At 59.1% G+C, this 25,276-nt stretch carries 24 protein-coding genes; 10 read left to right on the top strand and 14 right to left on the bottom strand.

Features of this window, described 5'->3' with window-relative positions:
* Nucleotides 1–67: 67 nt before the first annotated feature.
* Both AOA61_RS23165 and AOA61_RS23160 read left to right on the top strand, forming a co-directional pair.
* Nucleotides 68–1,012, top strand: a complete 945-nt coding sequence (locus AOA61_RS23165; RefSeq protein WP_095185731.1) for an alpha/beta hydrolase — start codon at nucleotides 68–70, stop codon at nucleotides 1,010–1,012.
* A 69-nt stretch (nucleotides 1,013–1,081) separates the two neighbouring features.
* The gene (locus AOA61_RS23160; protein WP_024077080.1) at nucleotides 1,082–1,552 is read left to right on the top strand and encodes a MaoC family dehydratase; all 471 of its coding nucleotides are present in this window, start codon (nucleotides 1,082–1,084) and stop codon (nucleotides 1,550–1,552) included.
* A 136-nt stretch (nucleotides 1,553–1,688) separates the two neighbouring features.
* On the opposite strand, the gene AOA61_RS23155 is transcribed toward AOA61_RS23160, so the two are convergent.
* The gene (locus AOA61_RS23155; protein WP_032891010.1) at nucleotides 1,689–2,156 is read right to left on the bottom strand and encodes a PA2169 family four-helix-bundle protein; all 468 of its coding nucleotides are present in this window, start codon (nucleotides 2,154–2,156) and stop codon (nucleotides 1,689–1,691) included.
* Nucleotides 2,157–2,365: 209 nt separating this feature from the next.
* Here AOA61_RS23155 and AOA61_RS23150 point away from each other — a divergent pair, with 209 nt between their 5' ends.
* Together AOA61_RS23150 and AOA61_RS23145 are read left to right on the top strand one after the other, a co-directional pair.
* On the top strand, nucleotides 2,366–2,602 hold the full coding sequence (locus AOA61_RS23150) for a DUF3820 family protein (RefSeq protein WP_099602788.1): 237 nt from the start codon (nucleotides 2,366–2,368) through the stop codon (nucleotides 2,600–2,602).
* A 14-nt stretch (nucleotides 2,603–2,616) separates the two neighbouring features.
* Nucleotides 2,617–3,792: an aminotransferase class V-fold PLP-dependent enzyme gene (locus tag AOA61_RS23145; protein ID WP_095185732.1), complete on the top strand. Its 1,176-nt coding sequence runs from the start codon at nucleotides 2,617–2,619 to the stop codon at nucleotides 3,790–3,792.
* Nucleotides 3,793–3,884: 92 nt separating this feature from the next.
* Here AOA61_RS23145 and AOA61_RS23140 read toward each other — a convergent pair whose 3' ends face one another.
* The 3 genes from AOA61_RS23140 to zwf are packed head-to-tail and all read right to left on the bottom strand — an operon-like array spanning nucleotide 3,885 to nucleotide 6,734.
* Complete coding sequence (locus AOA61_RS23140) at nucleotides 3,885–4,550, bottom strand: bifunctional 4-hydroxy-2-oxoglutarate aldolase/2-dehydro-3-deoxy-phosphogluconate aldolase (RefSeq protein ID WP_017735662.1); 666 nt, start codon at nucleotides 4,548–4,550, stop codon at nucleotides 3,885–3,887.
* Nucleotides 4,551–4,567: 17 nt separating this feature from the next.
* Nucleotides 4,568–5,281, bottom strand: coding sequence for a 6-phosphogluconolactonase (gene pgl / locus AOA61_RS23135; RefSeq protein WP_032891007.1), 714 nt, complete (start codon nucleotides 5,279–5,281; stop codon nucleotides 4,568–4,570).
* Nucleotides 5,268–6,734 carry a glucose-6-phosphate dehydrogenase gene (gene zwf, locus AOA61_RS23130; protein ID WP_032891006.1) on the bottom strand — a complete coding sequence of 489 codons (1,467 nt, stop codon included), beginning with the start codon at nucleotides 6,732–6,734 and terminating at the stop codon, nucleotides 5,268–5,270. Before zwf ends, pgl begins: the two co-directional genes overlap by 14 nt.
* A gap of 219 nt (nucleotides 6,735–6,953) precedes the next feature.
* Here zwf and AOA61_RS23125 point away from each other — a divergent pair, with 219 nt between their 5' ends.
* Nucleotides 6,954–7,814 carry a MurR/RpiR family transcriptional regulator gene (locus AOA61_RS23125; RefSeq protein ID WP_169851198.1) on the top strand — a complete coding sequence of 287 codons (861 nt, stop codon included), beginning with the start codon at nucleotides 6,954–6,956 and terminating at the stop codon, nucleotides 7,812–7,814.
* Between the two features lie 122 nt (nucleotides 7,815–7,936).
* Here the strand turns inward: AOA61_RS23125 and AOA61_RS23120 are convergent, their stop codons facing one another.
* The 10 genes from AOA61_RS23120 to AOA61_RS23075 all read right to left on the bottom strand — a co-directional run bounded on the left by AOA61_RS23120 (nucleotide 7,937) and on the right by AOA61_RS23075 (nucleotide 19,121).
* Nucleotides 7,937–8,782, bottom strand: coding sequence for a D-hexose-6-phosphate mutarotase (locus AOA61_RS23120; protein ID WP_032891005.1), 846 nt, complete (start codon nucleotides 8,780–8,782; stop codon nucleotides 7,937–7,939).
* 99 nt (nucleotides 8,783–8,881) lie between these two features.
* Nucleotides 8,882–10,228: a carbohydrate porin gene (locus AOA61_RS23115; RefSeq protein WP_099602787.1), complete on the bottom strand. Its 1,347-nt coding sequence runs from the start codon at nucleotides 10,226–10,228 to the stop codon at nucleotides 8,882–8,884.
* Nucleotides 10,229–10,313: 85 nt separating this feature from the next.
* Nucleotides 10,314–11,474, bottom strand: coding sequence for an ABC transporter ATP-binding protein (locus tag AOA61_RS23110; RefSeq protein ID WP_032891003.1), 1,161 nt, complete (start codon nucleotides 11,472–11,474; stop codon nucleotides 10,314–10,316).
* A gap of 2 nt (nucleotides 11,475–11,476) precedes the next feature.
* Complete coding sequence (locus AOA61_RS23105; RefSeq protein WP_032891002.1) at nucleotides 11,477–12,322, bottom strand: carbohydrate ABC transporter permease; 846 nt, start codon at nucleotides 12,320–12,322, stop codon at nucleotides 11,477–11,479.
* A complete protein-coding gene (locus AOA61_RS23100) occupies nucleotides 12,315–13,223 on the bottom strand; it encodes a carbohydrate ABC transporter permease (protein ID WP_003175732.1) in 909 nt (302 codons plus the stop codon). Before AOA61_RS23100 ends, AOA61_RS23105 begins: the two co-directional genes overlap by 8 nt.
* A gap of 80 nt (nucleotides 13,224–13,303) precedes the next feature.
* The gene (locus tag AOA61_RS23095) at nucleotides 13,304–14,590 is read right to left on the bottom strand and encodes an ABC transporter substrate-binding protein (protein ID WP_032891000.1); all 1,287 of its coding nucleotides are present in this window, start codon (nucleotides 14,588–14,590) and stop codon (nucleotides 13,304–13,306) included.
* A 104-nt stretch (nucleotides 14,591–14,694) separates the two neighbouring features.
* Nucleotides 14,695–15,954, bottom strand: coding sequence for an AGE family epimerase/isomerase (locus AOA61_RS23090; RefSeq protein WP_032890999.1), 1,260 nt, complete (start codon nucleotides 15,952–15,954; stop codon nucleotides 14,695–14,697).
* A gap of 250 nt (nucleotides 15,955–16,204) precedes the next feature.
* Complete coding sequence (locus AOA61_RS23085) at nucleotides 16,205–17,050, bottom strand: ATPase (protein WP_032890998.1); 846 nt, start codon at nucleotides 17,048–17,050, stop codon at nucleotides 16,205–16,207.
* A gap of 126 nt (nucleotides 17,051–17,176) precedes the next feature.
* Entirely contained in the window at nucleotides 17,177–18,175 is a 999-nt protein-coding gene (locus AOA61_RS23080) for an NAD(P)-dependent oxidoreductase (RefSeq protein WP_032890997.1), read from the bottom strand.
* A 52-nt stretch (nucleotides 18,176–18,227) separates the two neighbouring features.
* Nucleotides 18,228–19,121: a LysR family transcriptional regulator ArgP gene (locus AOA61_RS23075; RefSeq protein ID WP_032890995.1), complete on the bottom strand. Its 894-nt coding sequence runs from the start codon at nucleotides 19,119–19,121 to the stop codon at nucleotides 18,228–18,230.
* A 97-nt stretch (nucleotides 19,122–19,218) separates the two neighbouring features.
* Between AOA61_RS23075 and AOA61_RS23070 the strand changes: the two genes are divergently transcribed.
* The 5 genes from AOA61_RS23070 to AOA61_RS23050 all read left to right on the top strand — a co-directional run bounded on the left by AOA61_RS23070 (nucleotide 19,219) and on the right by AOA61_RS23050 (nucleotide 25,037).
* Complete coding sequence (locus tag AOA61_RS23070; protein WP_099602786.1) at nucleotides 19,219–19,620, top strand: ACT domain-containing protein; 402 nt, start codon at nucleotides 19,219–19,221, stop codon at nucleotides 19,618–19,620.
* A 5-nt stretch (nucleotides 19,621–19,625) separates the two neighbouring features.
* Nucleotides 19,626–20,228: a LysE/ArgO family amino acid transporter gene (locus AOA61_RS23065; protein ID WP_032890993.1), complete on the top strand. Its 603-nt coding sequence runs from the start codon at nucleotides 19,626–19,628 to the stop codon at nucleotides 20,226–20,228.
* A 177-nt stretch (nucleotides 20,229–20,405) separates the two neighbouring features.
* Nucleotides 20,406–21,002 (top strand): superoxide dismutase, encoded by a 597-nt coding sequence (locus AOA61_RS23060; RefSeq protein WP_032862548.1) that lies wholly within the window; start codon nucleotides 20,406–20,408, stop codon nucleotides 21,000–21,002.
* Between the two features lie 513 nt (nucleotides 21,003–21,515).
* A complete protein-coding gene (locus AOA61_RS23055) occupies nucleotides 21,516–23,567 on the top strand; it encodes a bifunctional diguanylate cyclase/phosphodiesterase (protein WP_099602785.1) in 2,052 nt (683 codons plus the stop codon).
* 126 nt (nucleotides 23,568–23,693) lie between these two features.
* Entirely contained in the window at nucleotides 23,694–25,037 is a 1,344-nt protein-coding gene (locus AOA61_RS23050) for an imelysin family protein (protein WP_032890991.1), read from the top strand.
* Nucleotides 25,038–25,276 lie beyond the last annotated feature (239 nt).

The raw sequence follows: 25,276 nt of genomic DNA, 5'->3' as shown, positions 1-25,276 counted from the left end.
TAGGCAGATACCCCGCCCCTCGGCAGATCAGCTATACACTGCAACGACCCATAGCAAAGGAAGCGCCATGAACCACAGCACCTTCTGGCTGACCGCGAATGACCGCAGCCGCCTGTACGTCAATCAATGGATGCCCGACGGCCCGGTTCACGCCGTAGTCATGCTGTCCCACGGCATGGCCGAGCACAGCGGGCGTTATGGACGCTTGGCCGAAGCGTTATGCAGCGCAGGCTATGGCGTGTATGCACCTGACCAGCGTGGCCATGGACGTACCGCCGACGAAGGTACGCTTGGGTTGTACGCCGAGAAGGATGGCTGGAACAAAGTGGTAGGCGACCTGGCAAGCCTCAATCAACACATCGGCCAGCAGCAACCAGGGCTGCCGATCATCCTGCTGGGCCACAGCATGGGCAGCTACATCGCCCAGGCCTACCTGCTGCACCACAGCGCCAGCCTGCACGGGGCAATTCTCAGTGGTTCGAATTTCCAACCGGTGGCGCTGTACCGCGCAGCGCGGGTGATCGCTCGGGCCGAACGTCTGCGCCAGGGTGTGCGGGGGCGAAGTGCGCTGATCGAGTTCCTGTCGTTCGGCTCGTTCAACAAGGCCTTCAAGCCCAACCGCACAGCGTTCGACTGGCTCAGCCGTGACCCGGATGAAGTGGACAAATACATCAGCGATCCACTCTGCGGCTTCCGGTGTACCAACCAGCTGTGGATCGACCTGCTTGGCGGCTTGCAGCAAATCAGCAAAGCGTCCAATCTCGCCCAGATTGATCCGGGCCTGCCGATCCTCGTGATGGGCGGCGAATGTGATCCGGTGAGTGAGGGCAAGCGTCTCAAAAACCTGGCCCACGCCCTGCGTGAGGCCGGCTGCCAGCATCTGCAATTGAATGTGTACCCGCAGGCGCGTCACGAAGTGTTCAACGAAGCCAACCGCGATGAAGTCACCGCCGATGTGCTGACGTGGCTCGACCAGGCCCTGACCTTGCGCAGGCCAGCCCGCTGCGAATAACTTTTCTTTTAAAATCAGCCGTTTAAAATCGGCCGATAATTACCGTTTAGCCACAGGATGCACCTTTAGATGACTCAGGTAACCAACACCCCGTACGAAGCCCTCGAAGTTGGCCAGACCGCCAGCTATAGCAAGACGGTCGAAGAGCGCGACATCCAGTTGTTCGCCGCCATGTCCGGCGACCACAACCCGGTGCACCTGGACGCCGAATACGCCAAGGCGACCATGTTCAAGGAGCGTATCGCCCACGGTATGTTCAGCGGCGCCTTGATCAGCGCGGCCGTTGCCTGCGAGCTGCCTGGGCCGGGCACTATCTATATCGGCCAGCAGATGACCTTCCAGAAGCCGGTAAAAATCGGCGATACCCTGACCGTGCGTCTGGAAATCCTCGAGAAGCTGCCGAAGTTTCGCGTACGTATCGCCACTCGCGTGTTCAATCAGCGTGACGAGTTGGTAGTGGATGGCGAGGCGGAAATCCTCGCGCCACGCAAACAGCAGGTCGTGACCTTGACCGAGCTGCCGCCGATCAGCATCGGCTGAGTCTGGTTTCAAGGCCAACGCCATACAAATGTGGGAGGGGGCTTGCTCCCGATTGCGGTGTGTCAGTCATTGAAATATCGACTGATCCACCGCTATCGGGGGCAAGCCCCCTCCCACAGTTGTTACACAGCAGGGCTTACGACTGAGCGCGAGCCTGGTTACGCAGGGCTTTCACCTGGTCGTGGTTGCGCTGTACGCCGTGGTACTGACGCTCAACCAAGTCACGAATGCCCAGCAGGTTGTGCTTGTTGATCTTCTCGATCGCTTCTTTATAAGCCTTGAGTGCGTGGTCTTCGCCGCGCTCGGCTTCGTTCAGAACAGCCTCTTCATCTTTACCGGTAACCATCGACTTCACGTCGACCCAGCCACGGTGCAGGGCACCGGCCACACTACCCGAATCTTCCGGATCACCACCCAGGGCACGCACGGCGGTTTTCAGCTCGGCGGCGGCGGTTGCACAGTCAGCGGAACGCTTGGCAAACAGCGCCTTGAGTTCTGGGTGTTTGATGTCTTCGGCGCATTCTTTGAAACCTTTCTGGCCGTCGATGCTGGTCTCGATCAGGTCATTGAGTACGGAGATCGATTCTTTATTGATGTCAGTCATTTTTCAATTCCTTAGGCAGGTTACGAAGGGTTGTCTTAATGATTGCAGCGCTCGTGCCAGGTTTTGAAAAACAACTTTTATGTTTAATTTCAACAACTTAAAAATATTTGAACGATCTGTATGTACGTTATTTGCATGATCTGTCATTTGGCCTTCATGCAGAATGCCTGTATTTTCGAACGTCTCGACTCACGCCATTGAATCCCCCCATGAACCCCGAAAAACTCGAACTGCTGATCACCCGCGAAATGCCCTTCGGCAAATACAAGGGCCGGATCATCGCCGACCTGCCGGGTCCTTACCTGAACTGGTTTGCCCGCGAAGGCTTTCCCCACGGCGAGCTGGGCGGTTTGCTGGCCTTGATGCAGGAAATCGACCACAACGGTTTGTCGGAACTGCTCGAACCCTTGCGCACTAAACACGGCAAGCCCGCCCCGCGCTATTAATCAGGAACTGCGCCATGCAAGGGAATGCAAACAACGAACGTCACTGGCACGCCATCGCTCAGCGGTATGACCTGGAACCGGGTCCGATCAATCTTGAAAACGGCTACTTCGGGCGCATGAGCCGCGCAGTACAGGCGCAGTATCTGGACCATGTGGCGTTTATCAACCGCAGCAATTCGCTGCACGTGCGCCAGCGCTTTGAACAGGGCGAAAACGTCGAGATCCGCCGCCAATTGGCCGAACTCATCGATGTAGATCCTGAGTCGGTGGCCTTTACCCGCAATGCCACCGAAGCGTTGCAGTCGCTGATCCGCAACTACAACCGTCTGCAACCGGGCGACCAGGTGTTGATCAGTGATTTGGAGTACGACACCGTCAAGGGCGCCATGCGTTGGCTGGCCGGGGTTCGCGGTGTAGAGGTGATCGAGCTTTCCCACACGCACCCGGCCAGTTTCGACAGTCTGTTGCAGACCTATCGCAGTACCTTCGCTGAGTACCCGCGTTTAAAGCTGATGGCGCTGACTCACGTCACCCACCGCACCGGCCTGGTGATGCCCGTCGCAGCCATCGCCAAGGCGGCGCGTGAACATGACGTCGACGTGATCCTCGATGGCGCCCATGCCCTGGGCCAGATCGACTTCAACCTCGCCGAGCTGGGCATCCAGTTCGCCGGCTTCAACCTGCATAAATGGATCGGTGCACCGCTGACCCTGGGTTTTCTGTATATCGCTCCGGAACGCCTGGCAGACATCGATCCGGACATGGGCGAATTCCACTACCCCATCACGGATGTTCGCGCACGCACGTCTTACAGCACGCCGAACTTTCCGGCGCTGATGACACTGCCATTGGTATTTGAAGAACATCGGGCATTGGGTGGCGCAGCAGCCAAAGGTGCTCGGGTGAATTACCTGCGCGATTTATGGGTAAGTCAGGTGCGACCACTGAAAGGCATTGAGGTCCTGACCTCGGATGATCCACGGCTGTATTGCGGGATTACCGCGTTCAAATTCGTCGGCCGCGATCAGCAAGGCATGGTCGATCGGCTACTCAAAGAGTACGACCTGTTTGCCACCACGCGAACCGGAGCAGCGTTTGGCACGTGTATTCGAGTGACGCCAGGGTTGGTGACCTCCGCGCAGGACATTCATGCGCTGATCAACGCTATTACCGAGTTGAGCGCCGAATAAGCGCTTTTCTACAGGCAAAAAAAAGCGGTACACCGACCAAGTGCACCGCAAAAATGCCGTTAAGCACAGCAACAACGATTCGGTAAATCAGATCAATCCAGCAGCGCCAGCGCCTCGGCGGTGACTTCCTGGATACGGGCCCAGTCGCCGTTCTTGATCCACTCAGGGTCAAGCATCCAGCTACCGCCTACGCACATCACGTTTTTCAACGCCATGTAGCTCTTGATGTTGGCCGGGCCAACGCCGCCGGTCGGGCAGAATTTCACTTCGCCGAACGGGCCACCCAGAGCCTTGATCGCCGCCACGCCGCCGCTGACTTCGGCCGGGAACAGCTTGAAGCGGCGGTAGCCCAGGCCATAGCCTTCCATGATGCCGGAGGCGTTGCTGATGCCTGGCAGCAAAGGAATCGGGCTGTGCACCGAGGCTTCCAGCAGGTCGCGGGTAATCCCGGGGGTGACGATAAATTGCGATCCAGCCACTTCGGCCGCTTCGAGCATGTGACGGTCGAGCACGGTGCCGGCACCAGTGCACAGTTCCGGACGCTGCTCGCGCAGTACCTGAATGGCCTTGAGGCCGAACTCGGAACGCAGGGTCACTTCCAAGGCGGTCAAACCACCGGCTGCCAGGGCATCGGCCAGCGGCAGGATGTCCTGTTCGCGGGCGATGGTAATCACCGGCAGGATCCGCGCCTTGGCGCAGAGGCTGTCGATCAAGGCAACTTTATCCGCCATGGACACGGTCGGTTGGGGGCTTTTCATAGCGGCTGATCCTTGGCTCATGGGCACCAGTAAATCTCTAAAGTAGGTTGCAAAAACGCGCGAATCGGCATGGCAGCAACGTCGTCACTGGCCAGGGCGGCGCTCAAGGTGGTCAATTTCGAACTGCCGGAAATCGACAGCACGGTGTAGTTGGCCGTGGCCAGCAACGCGCGACTCATGGTCAGGCGCTGGTGCGGCACGGTCGGCGCCAGCATCGGCCAGCAACGGCGGGTACCGTCGGCCTGCAACGCTTCGGCGAGGTTCGGACTGTTGGGAAACAGCGATGCGGTGTGACCGTCATCGCCCATGCCCAGTACCAGCACATCAATGGCTGGCAACTCGGCCAGCAGGCGATCGGCCTGCTCGGCAGCGTCTTCTAGATTGGCGGCGGCGCTGTACAGACTCAAAAACTTGGCCTTGGCGGCCGGGCCTTGCAACAGATGCTGTTTCAACAAGCCAGCATTGCTGTCGGCGTGTTCCACCGGCACCCAGCGCTCGTCGGCCAGGGTAATCGTGACCTTGGACCAGTCCAGGCCTTGCTTAGCCAAGTTCTGGAAAAACGCCACAGGGCTGCGGCCACCGGACACAACCAGGGTCGCTTCGCCACGGGCACTGATGGCCGTGCGCAGTTGCTCTGCCACGTCATTGGCCAGGCCGTCCGCCAGTTGCACTGGCGTGCGGTACTCATGGGCAGTTACGCCACGAGGCAGTTTCAATTCAGATATCGCCATACCAAGACCTCCCATCCCGCGTGATCAGTGCAATGGAGCTCATCGGCCCCCAGGACCCCGCCGCATACGGCTTGGGCGCATCACCGGATTTTTTCCACCCGGCGATCAACTGGTCACACCACTTCCACGCGGCTTCGATTTCATCTTTACGGACAAACAGGTTCTGATTGCCGCGCATCACTTCCAACAGCAAACGCTCGTAGGCATCGGGGATGCGTGCGCTGCGATAGGTGTCGGAAAAATTCAGTTGCAGAGGCCCGCTACGCAGTTGCATGCCCTTGTCCAGGCCCTGCTCCTTGGTCATCACACGCAGGGAAATCCCTTCGTCCGGCTGCAAGCGGATGATCAGTTTGTTGCTGATCTGCAAGCGCTGCTCGGGGGCGAAGATGTAGTGAGACGGTTCCTTGAAATGGATGACGATCTGCGACAGCTTCTGCGGCATGCGCTTGCCGGTGCGCAGATAGAACGGCACCCCGGCCCAACGCCAGTTACGAATATCGGCCCGCAGTGCGACGAACGTTTCGGTGTCGCTCTGGGTGTTGGAATTCTCCTCTTCCAGGTAACCCGGCACCGCTTTACCGGCGCTGTAACCGGCGATGTACTGGCCACGTACAACCTGAGTGGTCAGGCCATCCGGGCTGATCGGCGCCAGGGCCTTGAGCACCTTGACCTTCTCGTCACGGATGCTATCGGCGGACAAATCGGCCGGCGGGTCCATGGCGATCAGGCAAAGCAGTTGCAGCAGGTGGTTCTGAATCATGTCCCGCAACTGGCCTGCCTTATCGAAGTAGCCCCAACGGCCTTCGATACCGACTTGCTCGGCCACGGTGATTTCCACGTGGGAGATGTAGTTCTGGTTCCACTGGGTTTCGAACAGGCTGTTGGCGAAACGCAGGGCGATCAGGTTCTGGACGGTCTCTTTGCCCAGGTAGTGGTCGATACGGTAGGTGCGGTTTTCCGGGAAAAACTGCGCCACGGCATCGTTGACCTTGCGCGAGGACTCCAGGTCCGAACCGATGGGTTTTTCCAACACCACGCGGGTGTTTTCCGCCAGGCCGACCTTGGATAGGTTCTCGCAGATCGCGCCGTACACTGCGGCCGGGGTGGCGAAATAAGCGATCAGGCGTTGCTCGGTACCCGCCAGTTCAGCCAGGGCCACGTAGTCGTCGGCCTTCATGAAGTCGACGTGGACGTAAGTCAGGCGCGCCAGGAAACGCTGGGCGATGCTTTCGTCCAGTTCGTTGCCGACATATTTACGCAGTTCTTTTTCGATATGAGCCAGGTGCTGCTGCTCGGAACCGGCTTCACGGGCCAGGGCTAGGATGCGCGTGTCGTCGTGCAGCAGCCCAGCGCCATCAAGTTGATAGAGGGCAGGAAATAACTTGCGCAGCGCCAGATCACCCAAGGCGCCAAACAGGGCAAAGGTGCAGGGTTCTACGGTTATCGAAGGCATGATGTTTGTTCTTTTATCAAGTTAAGCTACAAATACCTTTTTTCAAGGCATCACTCAAGGAAAAATGTAGTAATAACCACAACATTTTCCCGAAATACGCATTCCGAGTGGTGGTGTTCAGCTACCCTCAGTAGGATAGGCCACCGCGAAAAGCCACTCGTCGATTGGCTGCCGCCCTTTATTTGCATCGTCGCCCGAAGGAAAGACTGAATGGACCGCGTGCGAAATCTTCTGGAACAGATCCGGAACCGCCTCGAAGAATTGAACAAGGCTGAGAAAAAAGTCGCCGAGGTCATCCTGCTCAATCCGCAGCAGGCGACCCGCTTCTCTATTGCCGCCCTTGCCCAGGCCGCTTCGGTCAGTGAACCGACGGTCAACCGTTTCTGCCGTTCGTTCGGCGTCAGCGGTTACCCTGAACTCAAATTGCAGTTGGCGCAAAGCCTGGCCAGTGGCGCAGCTTATGTCAGCCGTGCCGTGGAGGCCGATGATAACCCCGAGGCCTACACCCAGAAGATCTTTGGCAGCGCCATTGCGTCCCTGGACAGCGCCTGCCAGGCCTTGGACCCGAACCTGATCAGCAAGGCCGTGGACTTGTTGATCCAGGCGCGGCAGATCCACTTCTTCGGCCTGGGCGCGTCTGCGCCGGTGGCCATGGATGCGCTGCACAAGTTCTTCCGCTTCAACCTGTCGGTGACCGCCCACGCCGACGTGCTAATGCAACGAATGATCGCCTCAGTGGCGCACACCGGCGAGCTGTTCGTGATTATTTCCTACACCGGGCGTACCCGCGAGTTGGTGGAAGTAGCGCGTATCGCACGGGAAAACGGCGCATCGGTGCTGGGCGTGACTGCCGAGAATTCACCGCTGGCAAAGGCCAGTACCGTGAGCCTGAACATTCCGCTGCCGGAAGACACCGACATCTATATGCCGATGACCTCGCGGATCATTCAGCTGACGGTGCTGGATGTGCTGGCCACCGGTATGACGTTGCGCCGCGGCGTGGATTTCCAGCCGCATCTGCGCAAGATCAAAGAGAGTTTGAATGACAGCCGGTATCCGGTTGGGGATGAGTTCAACTAAGCCAGTCTGTGTGTTGGCTTCACTGGCCTCATCGGGGGCAAGCCCCCTCCCACATTTGAAATGTATTCACAAATCAAACTGTGGGAGGGGGCTTTCCCCCGATAGGGCCATCAGCCACACCGCTAAACCCCAGCCCGCGCCTGCAAGCTGAGATGCGCCCGCTCCCCCGGCGCCAGACTTGCGCCAGCCATCGCCGACTCCACGCACACAAACCCCGACGCCTCGTTAAAACTGACCCCCAGCAACGGCCGGCTGCCTGGATGCCACACCACGGTGTCCGCACTGTCGCCAGTGTCGATACACAGTTCACGCTGCCAGGCGTGATCCTTGAGCTGCAGTTCACCCTCGTGCTGGAACACCCGCTGGCACCCACCGTCCACCCGCAACTCGCCTTCCTGCTGGCAAGCCTGACGATTGAGCTGGTCATAACCTTGGGCGCCGTCGAGCCCAGACAGCGCTATCTCGTCGACGTGACCAATACGCCAGTAAGCGTGCAAAGCATGGCTCAACTGGCATGGGAGCTCGTCTTGATGCTCGGTGCTCAGGCGCAGTTCCAGGGTTTCACCCAGGTGCGCGTGCAGGTCGACCTGCCAGTCGCACAACTGCAATTGCCAGTGCAGGCGTACGCCGTCGTCGTCGGTGCTGCTGTCGAGCAGTTTCCAGTCGATCAATCGCGCCCAGCCATGGGATGGCCACGCGTTCTCGCTCGGGTGACGGCCGTACCACGGCCAGCACACCGGCACGCCACCACGGATGGCGCCGACTTGCGGCCACTTGGCCGCGCACCACAGCCAGGGTTTCTGGCCACGGGGTTGGAAATGCAACAGTTGCGCGCCCTGCCGGCTGAACACCGCCTGACACAGCGGATGGTCAATCACCAACACATCGCGCATCTGAAAGCGCTCCCAGGCGAACACTGGACGCTCGCGCAAGGATTTGAAAAAGCGTTGCAGCGGATGCTCATGCATGTGCCACGGTCCCGAATATCACAGTGCCACCCAAAAAAAAGCGGATAGCCATGGCTACCCGCAAATGCGCACAGAGAGAAGGAGCTTATCGCAACAACGTTAGAACGTAGACTGAATTTTCAGGCCAGCCACCAACGCGTTGTCGACTTTATCCACGCCGCCCGGTTGGACAACGTATTGCAGGTTGGGACGCACGGTCAGCCAGTTGGTGACGTGGAAGCCGTAGTTGATTTCGAAGTTGTACTCGGTCTCGCGAATCGGCGTGTACTGCGCACTGTCATAGTCACTTACGCCATTATCGGCGTTCAGCAGCTCAGCGTTCTTCTTCACATCATTGTTGACGTGCAGACGAGCAGCACCAATGCCGACGTCATCTTTTGGACGCGCGTCGAATGGACCTTTGTACACCAGCATCAAGGACTGGTAGTTGTCGACCAGGTTGGTTTCCTTGTCGTGGAAGGTGGCGTTCGCTGCGATGTTCAGGCCGCGCGAAGCATCGCCGTTGTGCGTGGTGAGCTGCTGTTGTGCAACGAACCAGTAGCCTTTCTTGCTGCTGCGGGTACGGAAGTCTGCGCCAGTGAGGACCGCATTGCCGCCGTTGACGTCTTCACGCACGTCCGGTGCATCAGCCGCGCTCTTGTAGTAACCCACACGGTATTCGCCCGGCAGGTTGTTAACTTTCGGCGACCAGACCAATTCCACCGGAATCACGGTGCCCTTGGTGCCACTGCCGCTGAGCTTGAAGCCATTGCCGTGCTCAAGCTGCGATGGGTTCTGGTTGTAGGCACCGATCTGCGCGTACAACTCAGGCGTGATGTTGTACTTCACGCGAATGGCCGCCTGGCTGACAGGCCAGTTGTACCAAGTGTTCACGTAGTTACCGACTTGCGAGCCGCAGAACGACAGGTTCTGGAAGTCGCATGGGAAGGTGTTGAAGTCTTCGCCTTCACCGAAGTAACCGAGCTTCACGTCCAGCTTGTTGTCGAACATCTGGTGTTGAATCCAGAACTGGGTCAGACGCACCATGTGGCCACGACCGTAGACTTCCATCGACGAGCTCAGCGTGCTGGCACGCGGATCGCCAATGCGGTCGTTGGAGATGTTCTGGCCATTACGGTTGGTCAACTGGATCTTGGCCTGAGTGTTATCCCAGCCCCACAGCTTTTGCAGATCCAGTGCTACGCCCAAACCAAACTGGTCGGAGTAACGACCAGTCTTGTCGTCGTTGTAGCCACCATGCAGGTTGGCGCCCATCTCCCCAACGTAGTCGGCCTTGATATCGATACCTTGCTCGATCAGCTTGGTACGCTCGCCGCCCCAATCGCCGGTCATCCACTTGGAATCGGCGCTGAATGCATCGGCCGCCATCGCATTGGCGGACAATACCAGGGCTGCTGCTGCTGACAGTTGGCAGATCAGCCGAGTGTTGTTGTGTTGCTTTTTCATCCCTACATCCTCGTCTTTATTGTTATTAAACTGTTTTTATCTAACGCGGGTTACATTTTTTAACTAAAACAACGACTTATATCGTTCATCGACCCTTGAACTGAGCCACGTTATCGGCATGTCCCTGTGTCGGCACTGAGGCAGCAGTGCCCAGACGCTCCCCCGTCTTGGCGTCGAACAGCAACACCTTGGCCGGATCGAATTGCAGGGTCAGGGTCTCGCCCACCTGGGGTGCCACGTCGGGCGCCAGGCGGCAGCAGACCTTGGTGTCATTGAGTTGCACGAACACCAGGGTGTCCGGTCCGGTTGGCTCGGTGACCTGAACTTCGGCACGAATGCTCGATGCGCTGTCGCCCTCGCCCGTCGCCAACATGATCTGCTCCGGGCGCAGGCCCAGGATCACGTCGCGGTCTTCAAGACCCGCATCCGTCACGTTCAGCGCCAGCTCACAACGGGCCTGGCCGCTGTCGAGCAGTGCCACCAGGCGACCGTCCTTGCGTTGCAGGCGCAGAGGTACGAAGTTCATCGGTGGCGAACCAATGAAGCTCGCCACGAACTGGTTGGCCGGGTTGTTGTAGATCTCTTTCGGCGTGCCGAACTGCTGGATGATGCCGTCCTTCATCACCGCCACTTTGTCGCCCAGGGTCATGGCTTCGATCTGGTCGTGGGTCACGTAAACGGTGGTGGTTTTCAGACGCTGGTGCATCAGTTTCATTTCGGTGCGCATCTCGACGCGCAGCTTGGCGTCGAGGTTGGACAGCGGTTCGTCGAACAGGTAGATCTTCGGCCGACGCGCCAGGGCACGGCCCATGGCCACGCGCTGTTGCTGGCCGCCGGAGAGTTGGCCCGGCTTGCGGTTAAGCAGGTGTTCGATTTGCAGCAGCTTGGCCACGCGCGCCACTTCGGCGTCGATGTCGGCCTGCGGCATCTTGCGGATCTTCAGGCCAAACTCGATGTTCTCGCGCACGCTCATGGTCGGGTACAGCGCGTAGGACTGGAACACCATGGCGATGTCGCGATCCTTGGGGCTCATGCCGCTCACATCCTGGTCACCGATCATGATCGCGCCGCCGGTGATGGTCTCAAGACCGGCGATGCAGTTCATCAGCGTGGATTTACCGCAACCCGAAGGGCCGACCAGGATCAGGAATTCACCTTCCTTGATCGACAGTTCGATGTTCTTCAAGGTGTCGGGCAGGCCGGCGCCATAGGTCTTGTTTACATTGCGAAGTTCAAGCGTAGCCATGATTACCCCTTGACCGCGCCGGCCGTCAGGCCGCGCACGAAATACTTGCCTGCGATCACATAGACCAACAGGGTCGGCAGCCCGGCGATCATCGCCGCCGCCATATCCACGTTATATTCCTTGGCCCCGGTGCTCGTGTTGACCAGGTTGTTCAGCGCCACCGTGATGGGCTGGGAGTCGCCACTGGAGAACACCACGCCGAACAGGAAGTCGTTCCAGATCTGAGTGAACTGCCAGATCAGGCAGACCATGATGATCGGCGTCGACATCGGCAGAATGATCTGACGGAAGATGGTGAAGAATCCTGCACCGTCCAGGCGCGCAGCCTTGATCAGCGCATCCGGAATGCTCACGTAGTAGTTACGGAAGAACAGCGTGGTGAACGCCAGGCCGTAAACCACATGGATGAACACCAAGCCTGTGGTGGTGCTGGCCAGGCCCATCTTGCCGAGGGTGAACGACGCGGGCAGCAGCACGGTCTGGAACGGCAGGAAGCAGCCGAACAACAGCAGACCGAAGAACAGCTGCGAGCCACGGAAGCGCCAGAACGACAGCACATAACCGTTCAATGCGCCGATGGCGGTGGAAATGAGTACAGCCGGAACGGTGATCTTGATCGAGTTCCAGAAGTAACCATCGACGGTGTCCCAGGCCTTGACCCAGCCGATGCCGGTGACCACGGTGGGCCAGCTCAGCAGGTTGCCGTTGGTGATGTCTTCCGGGGTCTTGAAGCTGGTGAGCAGCATCACCACCAGCGGCACCAAGTACAGCAGCACGGCGAGGATCAGCACCGCGTAAATCGCGATGCGGCTCAGGCTGATGGACGGTTTAGAGGCGAGACTAGTCATTACGTTTGGTCCTCAGCTCGGAGTAGAGGTAAGGCACGATGATCGCGAGGATCGCACCGAGCATCAGGATTGCACTCGCCGACCCCATGCCCATCTGGCCACGGCTGAAGGTGAACGAATACATGAACATCGCTGGCAGGTCGGACGAGTAGCCCGGACCTCCAGCGGTCATCGCCGCTACCAGGTCGAAGCTCTTGATGGCAATGTGCGCCAGGATCATCACCGCACTGAAGAACACCGGACGCAGGCTCGGCAGCACCACGCTCCAGTAGATGCGCGGCAGGCTCGCGCCGTCGATCTGCGCGGCGCGGATGATCGATTGATCAACGCCACGCAAACCGGCGAGGAACATCGCCATGATGAATCCGGACGCTTGCCACACAGCAGCGATTACCAGGCAATAGACCACACGATCCGGGTCGATCAGCCAATCGAGACGGAAGCCTTCCCAGCCCCAGTCACGCAGGAGTTTGTCCAGGCCCATGCCCGGGTTGAGCAGCCATTTCCAGGCGGTACCGGTGACGATCATCGAGAGCGCCATCGGGTACAGGTAAATGGTGCGAATGAAGCCTTCGCGGCGGATTTTCTGGTCAAGGAAAATCGCCAGCGTCACGCCGATCACCAAGGTGATGCCGATAAACATGCCGCCAAACAGCGCCAGGTTCTTGCTCGCCACCCACCAGCGATCGTTGTCGAATAAACGCTCGTACTGCGCCAGACCCGCCCATTTGTAGCTGGGCAGGAACGTGGATGTGGTGAACGACAGCACAAACGTCCACAGGATGTAGCCGTAGAAGCCCACCAAGACGATGAACATGCTGGGCGCCAGCACCAGTTTGGGTAGCCAGCGCTGCAGTGCATCGAACGGCGAGGCTTTGCTGAACACAGCAACAGAACTCATGGGGAAATCCAATACAGGGAAAAAGGACTACAGGAACAGGCCTTGTGAGGGGTTAGGGGTCCCCCTCACAAGGTCAGCTTTTACTTGGCTGACTTGATCGCAGCGCCGAGTTTCTTGGCGGTGTCGGCCGGGTCTGCTTTCGGGTCGTTGATGAAGTTGGTCACGACATCAAAGAACGCGCCTTGCACGGCCAGTGTGGTGGCCATGTTGTGCGCCATGCTTGGCTGCAGGCCGCCAGACTTGGCGTCTGCCAGGAAGTCTTTGGCAGCGGTCTGGGCGCAGGAGTCGAAGCCGAGTTTGTCCATTTCATTGAGCATGTCAGTACGAACAGGGATCGAACCCTTGTTGATGCTGAACACTTTCTGGAAGTTTTCACCCAGCACGACTTTGGCGATGTCCTGCTGACCGGCAGCGGTGCCTTTGTCTTTCTGCTTGAACACCGCCAGGGAATCGATGTTGTAGGTGAAGGCTTTGTCGGTGCCCGGGAAGGCTACGCACTCGTAGTCTTTACCGGCGACTTTCTTGGCGGCAGTCCATTCGGACTTGGCCCAGTCACCCATGATCTGCATACCGGCCTTGCCGTTGATGACTTTGCCGGCTTCGAGGTTCCAGTCCTGGCCTTTGCCATCGACGTCCATGTAGGTCGCGACTTTCTTAAGCTCGGTAAGGGACTTGACCATTTCCGGCCCGGTTAGCGCGGCGTTATCCAGGTCAACCAGGGCTTTCTTGTAGCCATCGGCACCCATCACCGAGAGCACGACCGCTTCGAACACGGTGCTGTCCTGCCAAGGCTGGCCACCGTGGGCGAGCGGAATAAAGCCCGCAGCCTTGAGCTTGTCGCCGGCTGCGTAGAATTCTTCGAGGGTGGTTGGGTTCTTGGTGATACCGGCTTTCTTGAAGACTTCCGGGTTGATCCACAGCCAGTTCACACGGTGAATGTTGACCGGCACGGCGACGTAGTCACCGTCGTACTTCACTGTGTCGGAGACTTTTTTGTCGAGCAGGGAGTCCCATTTTTCTTCTTTGGCGACGTCTTTGAGCACGTCAGTGTCGAGCAGGCCAGTGGACGCCCATTCCTGGATATCGGGGCCTTTGATCTGGGCAACGCCGGGAGGGTTACCGGCGACCGCGCGGCTTTTGAGCACGGTCATGGCAGTGGCGCCACCGCCGCCTGCAACGGCACCGTCTTTCCAGGTGAAGCCGTCTTTCTCGACTTGGGCCTTCAGGACATCTACAGCCGCTTTTTCGCCACCCGAGGTCCACCAATGCACAACTTCAACCGTACCTTTGGAGTCGGCGGCAAATGCACTGAGGGGAAACAACGAGGCAACGGAAATAGCTACGGCGAGGCGATTAATCGCGTTCATCTGAATACCTTTTCTTGTTGTTATGCATGCAAGTCTAGAGCTTGCGCTGCACGGAGTTTAAACATGGTTTTTTCGAGCGCGGGTAACAAAGGGACGCACAAATGTCACCAGTTGGTGACATAGCGCCCAGCGCTTAATGCGCTGGTCATGCTCGGTGCCAAGGGCAGTGCAGGCAGCACCACCGCTTGCCAGGCATGGTACAGGTCCGGCTTGCCACCCCAGATAGTGCTGCTGGGCTGGTTATGCGGGTTGAGTTCGTGGTGCCAACTGCCGTGGATGCGGTCGATAAAGTGGGTTTCGCAGAACTCCCAGAAGCGCCGATACCAGGTTTCGTAATGCAGTTCGCCAGTGCGTTTAAGCAAGGCTTGGGCTGCGGCGCAGGCTTCGGCGTGGGTCCAATGCAAGCGTTCGCGCACCACCGGCTGGTGATTCCAGTCCAGGGTGTAAACGATGCCGGGGGCGCCATCCACGGCCCAGGCGTATTCGCAGGCGCTGGCGAACAAGCCTTTGGCGTCGCTCACCAACCAATCCGGCGTGGCCAGCCCCGCTTGCAGGCGGGCGGCCTCCAGGTGCAGCACCAGCCGCGCCCATTCAAAACCGTGACCTGGGGTGATGCCGTAGGGGCGGAAGCCGTCGGCGCGGTTGTCTTCGTTGTAGTTCAGCAACGGGCGCCAGTGCGGGTCGAAATGCTCGATGACCATAAACTGGTTACCGGCGGCGTGGGTGTGGATCACGCGCTCGACTATACGCAGTGCACGGTCCAGCCAGCGGGTATCGCCCGTCACATCGGCCAAGGCAAGGAAGGCTTCGGTCGCGTGCATATTGCTGTTGGCGCCGCGATAGGCTTCGACGCCACTCCAATCCTGAGCAAAGGATTCGAGCATAACGCCCTCCTCTTCGCTCCAGAAAAACTGGTCGATGATGTGGGTCGCATCATTGAGCAGGTTTTGCGCACCAGGCGCGCCCGCCACCACGGCAGAACTGGCTGCCAGGGCGACGAAAGCATGCAGGTAGGCGGCCTTGCCGGTATTGCCATCGAAGGCCTGAGGCGTGGCAAACCAACCGCCGTGTTTGCTATCACGCAAAGGGCCACTGAGGGCCGCAACACCGTGCTCAACCAATTCGGCATAGCCCGGCAAGCCCATGGCATGGGCCATGGCGAAGCTGTGGGTCATGCGTGCGGTATTCATGGTTTCGGCGTGGGCATTGGCTGGCAGTTGGCCTTTTTCGTCGAGGTTGCCAAAACCTTCAGGCAGACGCGAGGCCTTGGCGAATGCCAGCAAGCGCTGCCCTTCGGCGGCGAGCCAAGCGTAATGGGCAGGTGCATTCAGCCAACTGCTGGCAGGCAGTCGTTGCGTAGTCATGGGTGGCCCTTATTATTTTTTGTGGGGTGACCGGAGTCTAAACAAGGGCGAGATGAGGGCAAGTAACGAAGGGGAAGGCAAATGTCACCAAGCAGTGACAATGTTATAGGTGAGCATTATTCCACCCTAAGCATCCAATCCAAATGTAAGAGGGGGCTTGCTCCCGATAGCAGAGTGTCAGTCGTTACATCTATTGACTGATCCACCGCCATCGGGACCAAACCCCCTCCCACATTAAGGCTGGTTTTGGTCATTGACCCAGAGGGGTGATCTTCGCCGGTGCGTTGAGCTGTTGTTGCAGGTTCTGCACCTGGCTTTGCAGGGTAGTGATATTGCGGGTGGTCTGGATGCGGAACACATCGAACTCTTTATTGGTCGGCGCATCGTTATTGGCCGGCTGGTTGTCCTGCGCACTTTTGAGCACAACCAAATCCTGCTCAAGACGGGCGATGGCGGCGCTTGGGTTGCCTTGTTTTTTCAGCGCGGCAACGTCGGCGACCAACTCTTTTATCTCACCGTCGCGCTTGCCTGCATCACCTTGCGCAGCCTTGAGGCTGGCTACGGCGTCGGTCAGGGCCTGCACCTGACCTTGCAGCTTGGCATTGGCGCTCGACAGCTCGTTGGTGCTGGACGTCATTTGTGCGAGACGCTTGTCCAGTTCGGTGGCCTGGCCGGCTACGCCGAGTTGCTGCTTGCCCTGCTCCAGCAGTTGGCTTTCCAACTGCTTGATCTGCAGTTTCAATGCTTCGCTGCCGTTGTTCACGCTGGCTTCGCTGGCTACCACTTTGCCGGAGATATCCTGCAGGCGCCCCGCCGCTTCTTCGCTGATCCGCGCAAAACTTTCCTGGGTGGCAACCAACTGCTGGCCCATCAGGGATATCTGCTGGAAGCTCCACCAGGCCAGACCGGCAAAGGCGATCAGCAGCGCGCCGATCAATGCCCACAGCGGGCCGGTGCTGGCGCCCTTGACCTTGACGACCGGCACGTTGCGCGAACGCACCGAGGTGGCCGGGGAAGGTTCGAAATCATCGTCATCCCCATGATCGGCCCGCAGGCTGGGAACGTTGTCGAAATCGTCTTTAGCATCGTTACGCATGAATCAACCCTGAATCGGTGAGTTAGCTGGCTGGTGGCCGAGCGACGGGAGTATAAACCCCAGCCCCGTCGCACTGATCGACCCGGAACCCTGAATTCGGTTCCCGATGTGTTGCCTGGTGTGACCTTATTTGAGCCCCGGATCCTGCGCCTTCCACCAACTGCAGAACTCGTCGAGGGCGGTCCACAGGCTGACCTTCGGCTCGTAATCCAAATAATGCCTGGCGCGGCTGATGTCGAGGGTGAAATCTTTGTTCATCACCTGCATGCCCAGACGCGTCAACGCCGGCTCCGGGCGCCCGGGCCACAGTGCGCAGACTGCCTCGTTCAACGCCGCCACGCTGTAGGACAAGCCGTAGGACCGATACCGGGTGACCTGAGGCAGTTCCATTTGGCGCATCACGTAGTTCACCACATCCCACACCGGCACTGGCGCGCCGTTGCTGATGTTGTAGGCCCGCCCCAACGCCGAACCGGGGGCCAGCAAACTGCTGAGCAGGGCTTCGTTGAGGTTATGGATACTTGTGAAGTCGACCTTGTTCAGGCCGTCGCCGACGATCGCCAGGCGCTTCTTGCGCTGCATTTTCAGCAAGCGCGGGAAAATGCTCATGTCACCGGCACCGGTAACGAAACGCGGGCGCAGGGCGAGCACTTCAAGGCCGAACTCCTGGGCACCGAAAACCTTTTGTTCCGCCAGGTATTTAGTCGCAGCGTAGGGATGTTTGAAGCGTTTTGGCACTTGTTCTTCAGTCAGGCCCAGATGATCGCGGCCATCAAAATAAATCGAAGGCGACGACAGGTGCACCAGGCGCCCAACCCGCTGTTTAAGGCAGGCTTCAACGACGTTTTCGGTGACCAGCACGTTGCCCTGGTGAAAGTCCTGGTAACGCCCCCACAGTCCCACCGCACCCGCGCAGTGCACCACGGCTTCGACATCGCGGCACAGGTCGCGCACCAGGTCGGCGTCGTTCAGATCACCTTGGATAAACTCGGCGCCGCGCCGTACCAGGTGTTCCACACCCTCGGCGCGCCGCCCGTTGACCCGCACGTCCAGGCCCTGCTCCAGGGCGAAACGCGCAAAGCGCCCGCCGATGAAGCCGCTTGCGCCGGTGACCAAAATCTTCATGTATTACCCCGTGTTCTTTCGTTTTTCATCGCTGTTGCCTTGACGACCGCTCTCAGTCCAACGGCACCAACCATTGGCCACATGCGTGGGCCAAGTGATCGGTCAGCAGGCCCAACAACTGCCCGCCACTGCGCCAATGATGCCAGTACAACGGCACATCGATGGGCTTATCTGGCAATAACTCCACCAGCACACCCTTTTCCAGCTGGTCGCGAACCTGCAGTTCAGGCACCAATCCCCAGCCAAGCCCGGATTCCGCCAGGCGGATAAAGCCTTCGGACGATGGGCATAAATGGTGTTCGAAACCACCGTCCACGCCGAGGGATGCCAGGTAGCGGTGCTGTAGGAAGTCATCCGGACCAAACACCAGCGCTGGTGTGCGGGCCAGTTGATCGGCGCGCACTCCCTGTGGAAAGTGACGGGCAATAAAGGCCGGGCTGGCGAGGGCCCGATAGCGCATGGCGCCCAACAACAGACTGCGGGCGCCGGCCACCGGACGTTCGCTGGCGCAGATACACGCAGCCACTTCACCGGCGCGCATGCGTTTGAGACCAACGGTCTGGTCTTCCACAATCAGATCCAGCAGCAAATGCTGTTCGGCGCAGAAGTCACTGACGGCCTCAGCCCACCACGTGGCAAGGCTGTCGGCATTGAGGGCGATGCGCAGGCGTTCGGGCATGCCTTCTTCGTCCAGCGCGGGCACCTGGCTTTGCAGATCGCGCTCCAGCAAGCGCACCTGCTGCACATGGTTAAGCAGACGTCGGCCAATATCGGTCGGCGTCGGCGGTGAGGCGCGTACCAGCACCGGCTGGCCGATGCGCGCTTCCAATAATTTGATGCGCTGAGAAATCGCCGATTGCGACAGCCCCAGCACTTGGGCGCCTCGTTCAAAGCCAGCCTGTTCCACCACCGCCGCCAGGGCGGAAAGCAATTTATAGTCGAACATCAGTTTCTCTAATGAGCGATCAGCAGTATTGGTTTTTCTTATACAGGTAAGCCCGTGAGAATGACCAGCATTGCTTACCTCTATTAAGGAATCTCACATGGCTGGCGAAACCGCCCTGGCAACCCTGTTGCGCAGTATGAGCCCTCACCTCAATGACGGTGATTACGTGTTCTGCACCCTGCCCGATCACGACATCCCGGCAGGATGCGAAGTGATCGGCAGCTTCCGTGAACAGGAAGGCCTGACGCTGATCCTGGAACGCCAGCAAGCCGAACACGCTGGGTTGGCCTTCGATTACGTAGCCGCCTGGATCACCCTGAATGTGCATTCAGCCCTGGAAGCCGTTGGCCTGACGGCCGCCTTCGCCAGTGCGCTGGGCAAGGCTGGGATCAGTTGTAACGTGATTGCCGGCTACTACCACGACCATCTATTTGTCGGCCGGGCCGATGCGGAACGCGCGATGCATGTGTTGCGGCAACTGGCTACGGACTCGGAGTAAACCCTATGTGGCAAAGCTATCTGAATGGGCTGTTGGTGGCGCTGGGCCTGATCATGGCCATCGGTACGCAGAACGCTTTTGTATTGGCGCAAAGCCTGCGCCGTGAACATCACCTGCCGGTGGCCGCGTTGTGCGTGGTGTGTGATGCGCTACTGGTGGCGGCCGGGGTGTTCGGCCTGGCCACGGTCCTTGCGCAGAACCCGCTGCTGTTGGCGGTTGCCCGCTGGGGCGGCGCGGCCTTCCTGTTGTGGTACGGCACCCTGGCACTGCGTCGGGCGTTCTCGACACAGAGCCTGGAACAAGGCGGCAACCTCAAAGTGCGCTCGTTGCGCGCGGTGATGCTCAGTGCCTTGGCGGTGACACTACTCAACCCCCACGTTTACTTGGACACGGTGCTGCTGATCGGCTCACTCGGCGCGCAACAGACCGAACCTGGCGCCTACGTAGCAGGGGCCGCAAGTGCATCATTCCTGTGGTTTGCCACCCTGGCACTCGGCGCCGCGTGGCTGGCCCCCTGGCTCGCACGCCCGGCCACATGGCGGCTGCTGGACTTGGTGGTGGCAGTGATGATGTTCAGCGTGGCTTACCAATTAATAAGCGCGCCATGAACTTATTCCAAAAGGCTCTGGAACCTCTATCCCACACAGTTGTTGCGTGGTTTTGCCGCCCCCCCGGTGCTATGATCCTGCCCCTGCGCCGCAAAGAGTACAAACTCCCCGGCGCTTGTTTGGCCGCCCGTGATCGGCCTTGCGCTCACCGCAACTGACCTGATTAGGAGAATCATCATGGCTTTCGAATTGCCGCCGCTGCCCTACGCACACGATGCCCTGCAGCCGCACATCTCCAAGGAAACCTTGGAGTTCCACCACGACAAGCACCACAACACCTACGTCGTGAACCTGAACAACCTGGTGCCTGGCACCGAGTTCGAAGGCAAGACTCTGGAAGAGATCGTCAAATCTTCTTCGGGCGGCATCTTCAACAACGCCGCTCAGGTCTGGAACCACACTTTCTACTGGAACTGCCTGGCGCCAAACGCCGGCGGCCAACCAACCGGCGCGCTGGCTGAAGCCATCAACACTGCGTTCGGTTCGTTCGACAAGTTCAAGGAAGAGTTCACCAAGACGTCCGTCGGCACCTTCGGTTCCGGTTGGGGCTGGCTGGTGAAAAAGGCTGACGGTTCCCTCGCCCTGGCCAGCACCATCGGCGCCGGCAACCCGCTGACCAGCGGCGACACCCCGCTGCTGACCTGCGACGTTTGGGAACACGCCTACTACATCGACTACCGCAACGTACGTCCAAAGTATGTGGAAGCGTTCTGGAACCTGGTCAACTGGAAGTTCGTGGCTGAGCAGTTCGAAGGCAAGACCTTCACTGCCTAAGCAACCCTTGCAGTAGAAAGAGCCCGGCGATTGCCGGGCTTTTTTGTGGGCGTCGACTCTGGACCGACCGGGAAGTGCGGAACTCAATAAGAGGAATACGCCACCCAACCGGTGAGAGGAATACACCTCTCATTCAATGTCGGAGAATCAATGATGAATCCAATGTCGATGATCGGCGGCGCAGCCTCCGCGCTCTTGCCTGTCCTGGGTAAAGCGGCGGAAATAGGGATGGATGTGGTTAAGGACATATTGGGCGCCAAGGCCCCTCAGTTAGGGGCGGATCAACAGCCACCAGCCCCGCCAAAGATTGAGTTTTAATCCGCCACCCGCTGACGCCCCTTCGCACTCGCACGCGTAACAAATAACGGCGGATCAAATCCGCCGTTTTCCTGCCCCCTGCCCGAACAAAACATCCATCCCCTTCTCCCTGCAATGTTCCTTTGACTGCCATCACTAGATTGCCAATACTCATGGCATATTGAAGGCCACCCGCATGAGACAAGGAATGCCCCTTTGAAGCTGGAACTCAAAAACAGCTTGTCGGTGAAGTTGCTACGGGTTGTGCTGCTGTCGGCATTGATCGTGGGCGTTGCGCTGAGCGTGGCGCAGATCGTTTTCGATGCCTACAAGACGCGCCAGGCCGTGGCCGAAGATGCCCAGCGCATCCTCGACATGTTCCGCGACCCCTCGACCCAGGCTGTCTACAGCCTGGACCGCGAGATGGGTATGCAGGTGATTGAAGGCCTGTTTCAGGACGATGCCGTGCGCATGGCCTCCATCGGCCATCCCAACGAAACCATGCTCGCGGAAAAAAGCCGCGCTTTGCAGCATTCCTCCAGCCGCTGGTTGACCGACCTGATTCTGGGACAGGAGCGCACGTTCACCACCGCATTGGTCGGCAAAGGCCCCTACAGCGAGTACTACGGCGACCTGAGCATCACCCTCGACACCGCCACCTATGGCAAAGGCTTTATTGTCAGCTCAGTGATCATCTTTATTTCCGGGGTATTACGCGCATTGGCCATGGGCCTGGTGTTGTACTTGGTGTATCACTGGCTGCTGACCAAGCCGCTGTCGCGGATTATCGGGCACCTGACGTCGATCAACCCGGACCGCCCCAGCGAACACAAGATCCCGCAGCTCAAGGGCCATGAACGCAACGAATTAGGGTTGTGGATCAATACCGCCAATCAGTTACTCGAATCTATCGAACGTAATACCCATCTGCGCCACGAAGCAGAAAGCAGCCTGCTGCGCATGGCCCAGTATGATTTCCTGACCGGCCTGCCGAATCGCCAGAAACTGCAGGAGCAACTGGACAAGATCCTGATCGACGCCGGCCGCCGTCAGCGCCGCGTAGCGGTGTTGTGCGTGGGGCTGGATGATTTTAAAAGCGTAAACGAGCAGTTCACCTACCAGGCCGGCGATAAATTGCTACTCGCCCTGGCCGACCGTCTGCGGGCCCACAGCGGCCGCCTCGGCGCGCTCGCCCGCTTGGGGGGTGACCAGTTCGCCCTGGTACAGGCCGATATCGAACAGCCTTATGAAGCCGCCGAACTGGCGCAAAGTATCCTCGACGATCTGGAAGGGGAATTCGCCCTCGACCACGAACAGATTCGCCTGCGCGCCACCATCGGCATCACCCTGTTCCCCGAAGACGGCGACAGCACCGAGAAGCTGCTGCAAAAAGCCGAACAGACCATGACCCTGGCCAAGAGCCGTTCGCGCAACCGGTATCAGTTTTATATCGCCAGCGTCGACAGCGAGATGCGCCGTCGCCGTGAGTTGGAGAAAGACCTGCGGGACGCCTTGGGACGTGACCAGTTTCACCTGGTGTACCAACCGCAGATCAGCTATCGCGACCAGCATGTGGTCGGTGTGGAAGCGCTCATCCGCTGGCAACATCCAGAACACGGCTTGGTGCCGCCGGACCTGTTTATCCCGCTGGCCGAACAGAACGGCACCATTATTGCGATCGGCGAATGGGTGCTGGACCAGGCTTGCCGGCAATTGCGCGAATGGCATGACCAGGGCTTCATCGACCTGCGCATGGCGGTCAACCTGTCCACCGTGCAGTTGCACCACGCCGAATTGCCGCGGGTGGTCAATAACCTGATGCAGATTTACCGTTTACCGCCGCGCAGCCTGGAGTTGGAAGTTACCGAAACCGGGCTGATGGAAGACATCAGCACCGCCGCCCAACACCTGCTGAGCCTGCGCCGCTCCGGGGCGTTGATCGCCATCGATGACTTTGGCACCGGCTATTCATCGCTCAGCTATCTCAAGAGCCTGCCGCTGGACAAGATCAAGATCGACAAAAGCTTCGTCCAGGACCTGCTGGACGACGACGACGATGCCACCATCGTGCGGGCGATTATCCAACTGGGCAAAAGCCTGGGCATGCAGGTCATCGCTGAAGGCGTGGAAACCGCCGAGCAAGAGGCCTACATCATCTCTGAGGGCTGTCATGAAGGTCAGGGCTACTACTACAGCAAACCCTTGCAGGCCCGGGAGCTGGCAGTTTTTCTGAAGCAGGCTGAGCGTAATAACGCAGCCATTCTCTGACGTGGCAAAACGATACTGAATATTTCCCGCGTTTAACCCTTTACACAAAATGCAAATCTTTCGCATTATGTTGCAGTTTTGCGCGCCCCCGCGTGCCCTATTAACAACCGAAGCAGGATGTTCGCCATGATTCGTATGCCCCTGGCCACCGCCAGTCTGCTGGCCATTGCCATTTCTCTCGCCGGTTGCGGCGAAGGTAAAGACAAGGCCGCAGCGCCCCAGGCGCCGACCCCGGCCGCCAGCACCACCGCTCCAGCGGCTGCCACTCCTGCCGGTCAGGTCGACGAAGCGGCTGCCAAGGCCGTTGTCGCGCATTACGCCGATATGGTCTTCGCGGTGTACAGCGATGCCGAATCCACCGCAAAAACCCTGCAAACCGCGATCGACGCCTTCCTCGCCAAGCCCAACGACGAAACCCTGAAAGCCGCCCGTGCCGCTTGGGTTGCAGCGCGCGTGCCGTACCTGCAGAGCGAAGTGTTTCGTTTCGGCAACACCATCATTGATGATTGGGAAGGTCAGGTTAACGCCTGGCCCCTGGACGAAGGCCTGATCGACTACGTCGACAAATCCTACGAGCACGCCCTGGGTAACCCTGGCGCCACTGCCAACATCATCGCCAACACCGAGATCCAGGTCGGCGAAGACAAGATCGACGTGAAGGACATCACCCCGGAAAAACTCGCCAGTCTCAACGAGCTGGGTGGTTCCGAAGCCAACGTCGCCACCGGCTACCACGCCATCGAATTCCTGCTCTGGGGCCAAGACCTGAACGGCACCGGCCCTGGCGCTGGCAACCGTCCTGCCTCGGACTACCTGACCGGTGATGGCGCCACTGGCGGCCACAACGAGCGTCGTCGTGCCTACCTCAGCGCCGTGACCCAATTGCTGGTCAGCGACCTGCAGGAAATGGTCGGCAACTGGAAACCCAACGTCGAAGACAACTACCGCGCCACCCTGGAGGCAGAACCTGCCACCGACGGCCTGCGCAAAATGCTGTTCGGCATGGGCAGCCTGTCCCTGGGCGAGCTGGCCGGTGAGCGCATGAAGGTTTCCCTGGAAGCCAACTCGCCGGAAGACGAACACGATTGCTTCAGCGATAACACCCACAACTCGCAGTTCTACGACGCCAAGGGCATCCGCAACGTCTACTTGGGCGAATACACCCGCGTCGACGGCACCAAGATGACCGGCGCGAGCCTGTCGTCCCTGGTAGCCAAGGCCGATCCGGCTGCCGACACCGCTCTGAAGGCCGACCTGGCTGCGACCGAAGCCAAGATGCAGGTCATCGTTGATCATGCCAACAAAGGTGAGCACTACGACCAGTTGATCGCGGCCGGCAACGACGCAGGCAACCAAATCGTGCGCGACGCGATTGCTTCGCTGGTCAAGCAGACCGGTTCGATCGAAGCCGCAGCGGGCAAGCTGGGCATCAGCGACCTGAACCCGGATAACGCTGATCACGAGTTCTGATCAGTGCCGTGTTGAATGAGGCGACCTTCGGGTCGCCTTTTTTTTACCTGCCTTTCACAGCAGTACCAACACTCAGGAACCAATGCGGGAGGGGGCTTCCCCCCGATAGCGCTGGTTCAGCAGATATTTCCTTCACTGACACACCGCCATCGGGGGCAAGCCCCCTCCCTCATTTGATTTGCGTCGCTTTCAAGGCCCGGTTTACATGCCCTGCACCCTAGGTAGAATGACGCCTCTGC

It is taken from the genome of Pseudomonas sp. 2995-1, from assembly GCF_002742505.1.
GTDB lineage: Bacteria > Pseudomonadota > Gammaproteobacteria > Pseudomonadales > Pseudomonadaceae > Aquipseudomonas > Aquipseudomonas sivasensis.
This window is presented reverse-complemented; position numbering and strand designations above follow the sequence as displayed.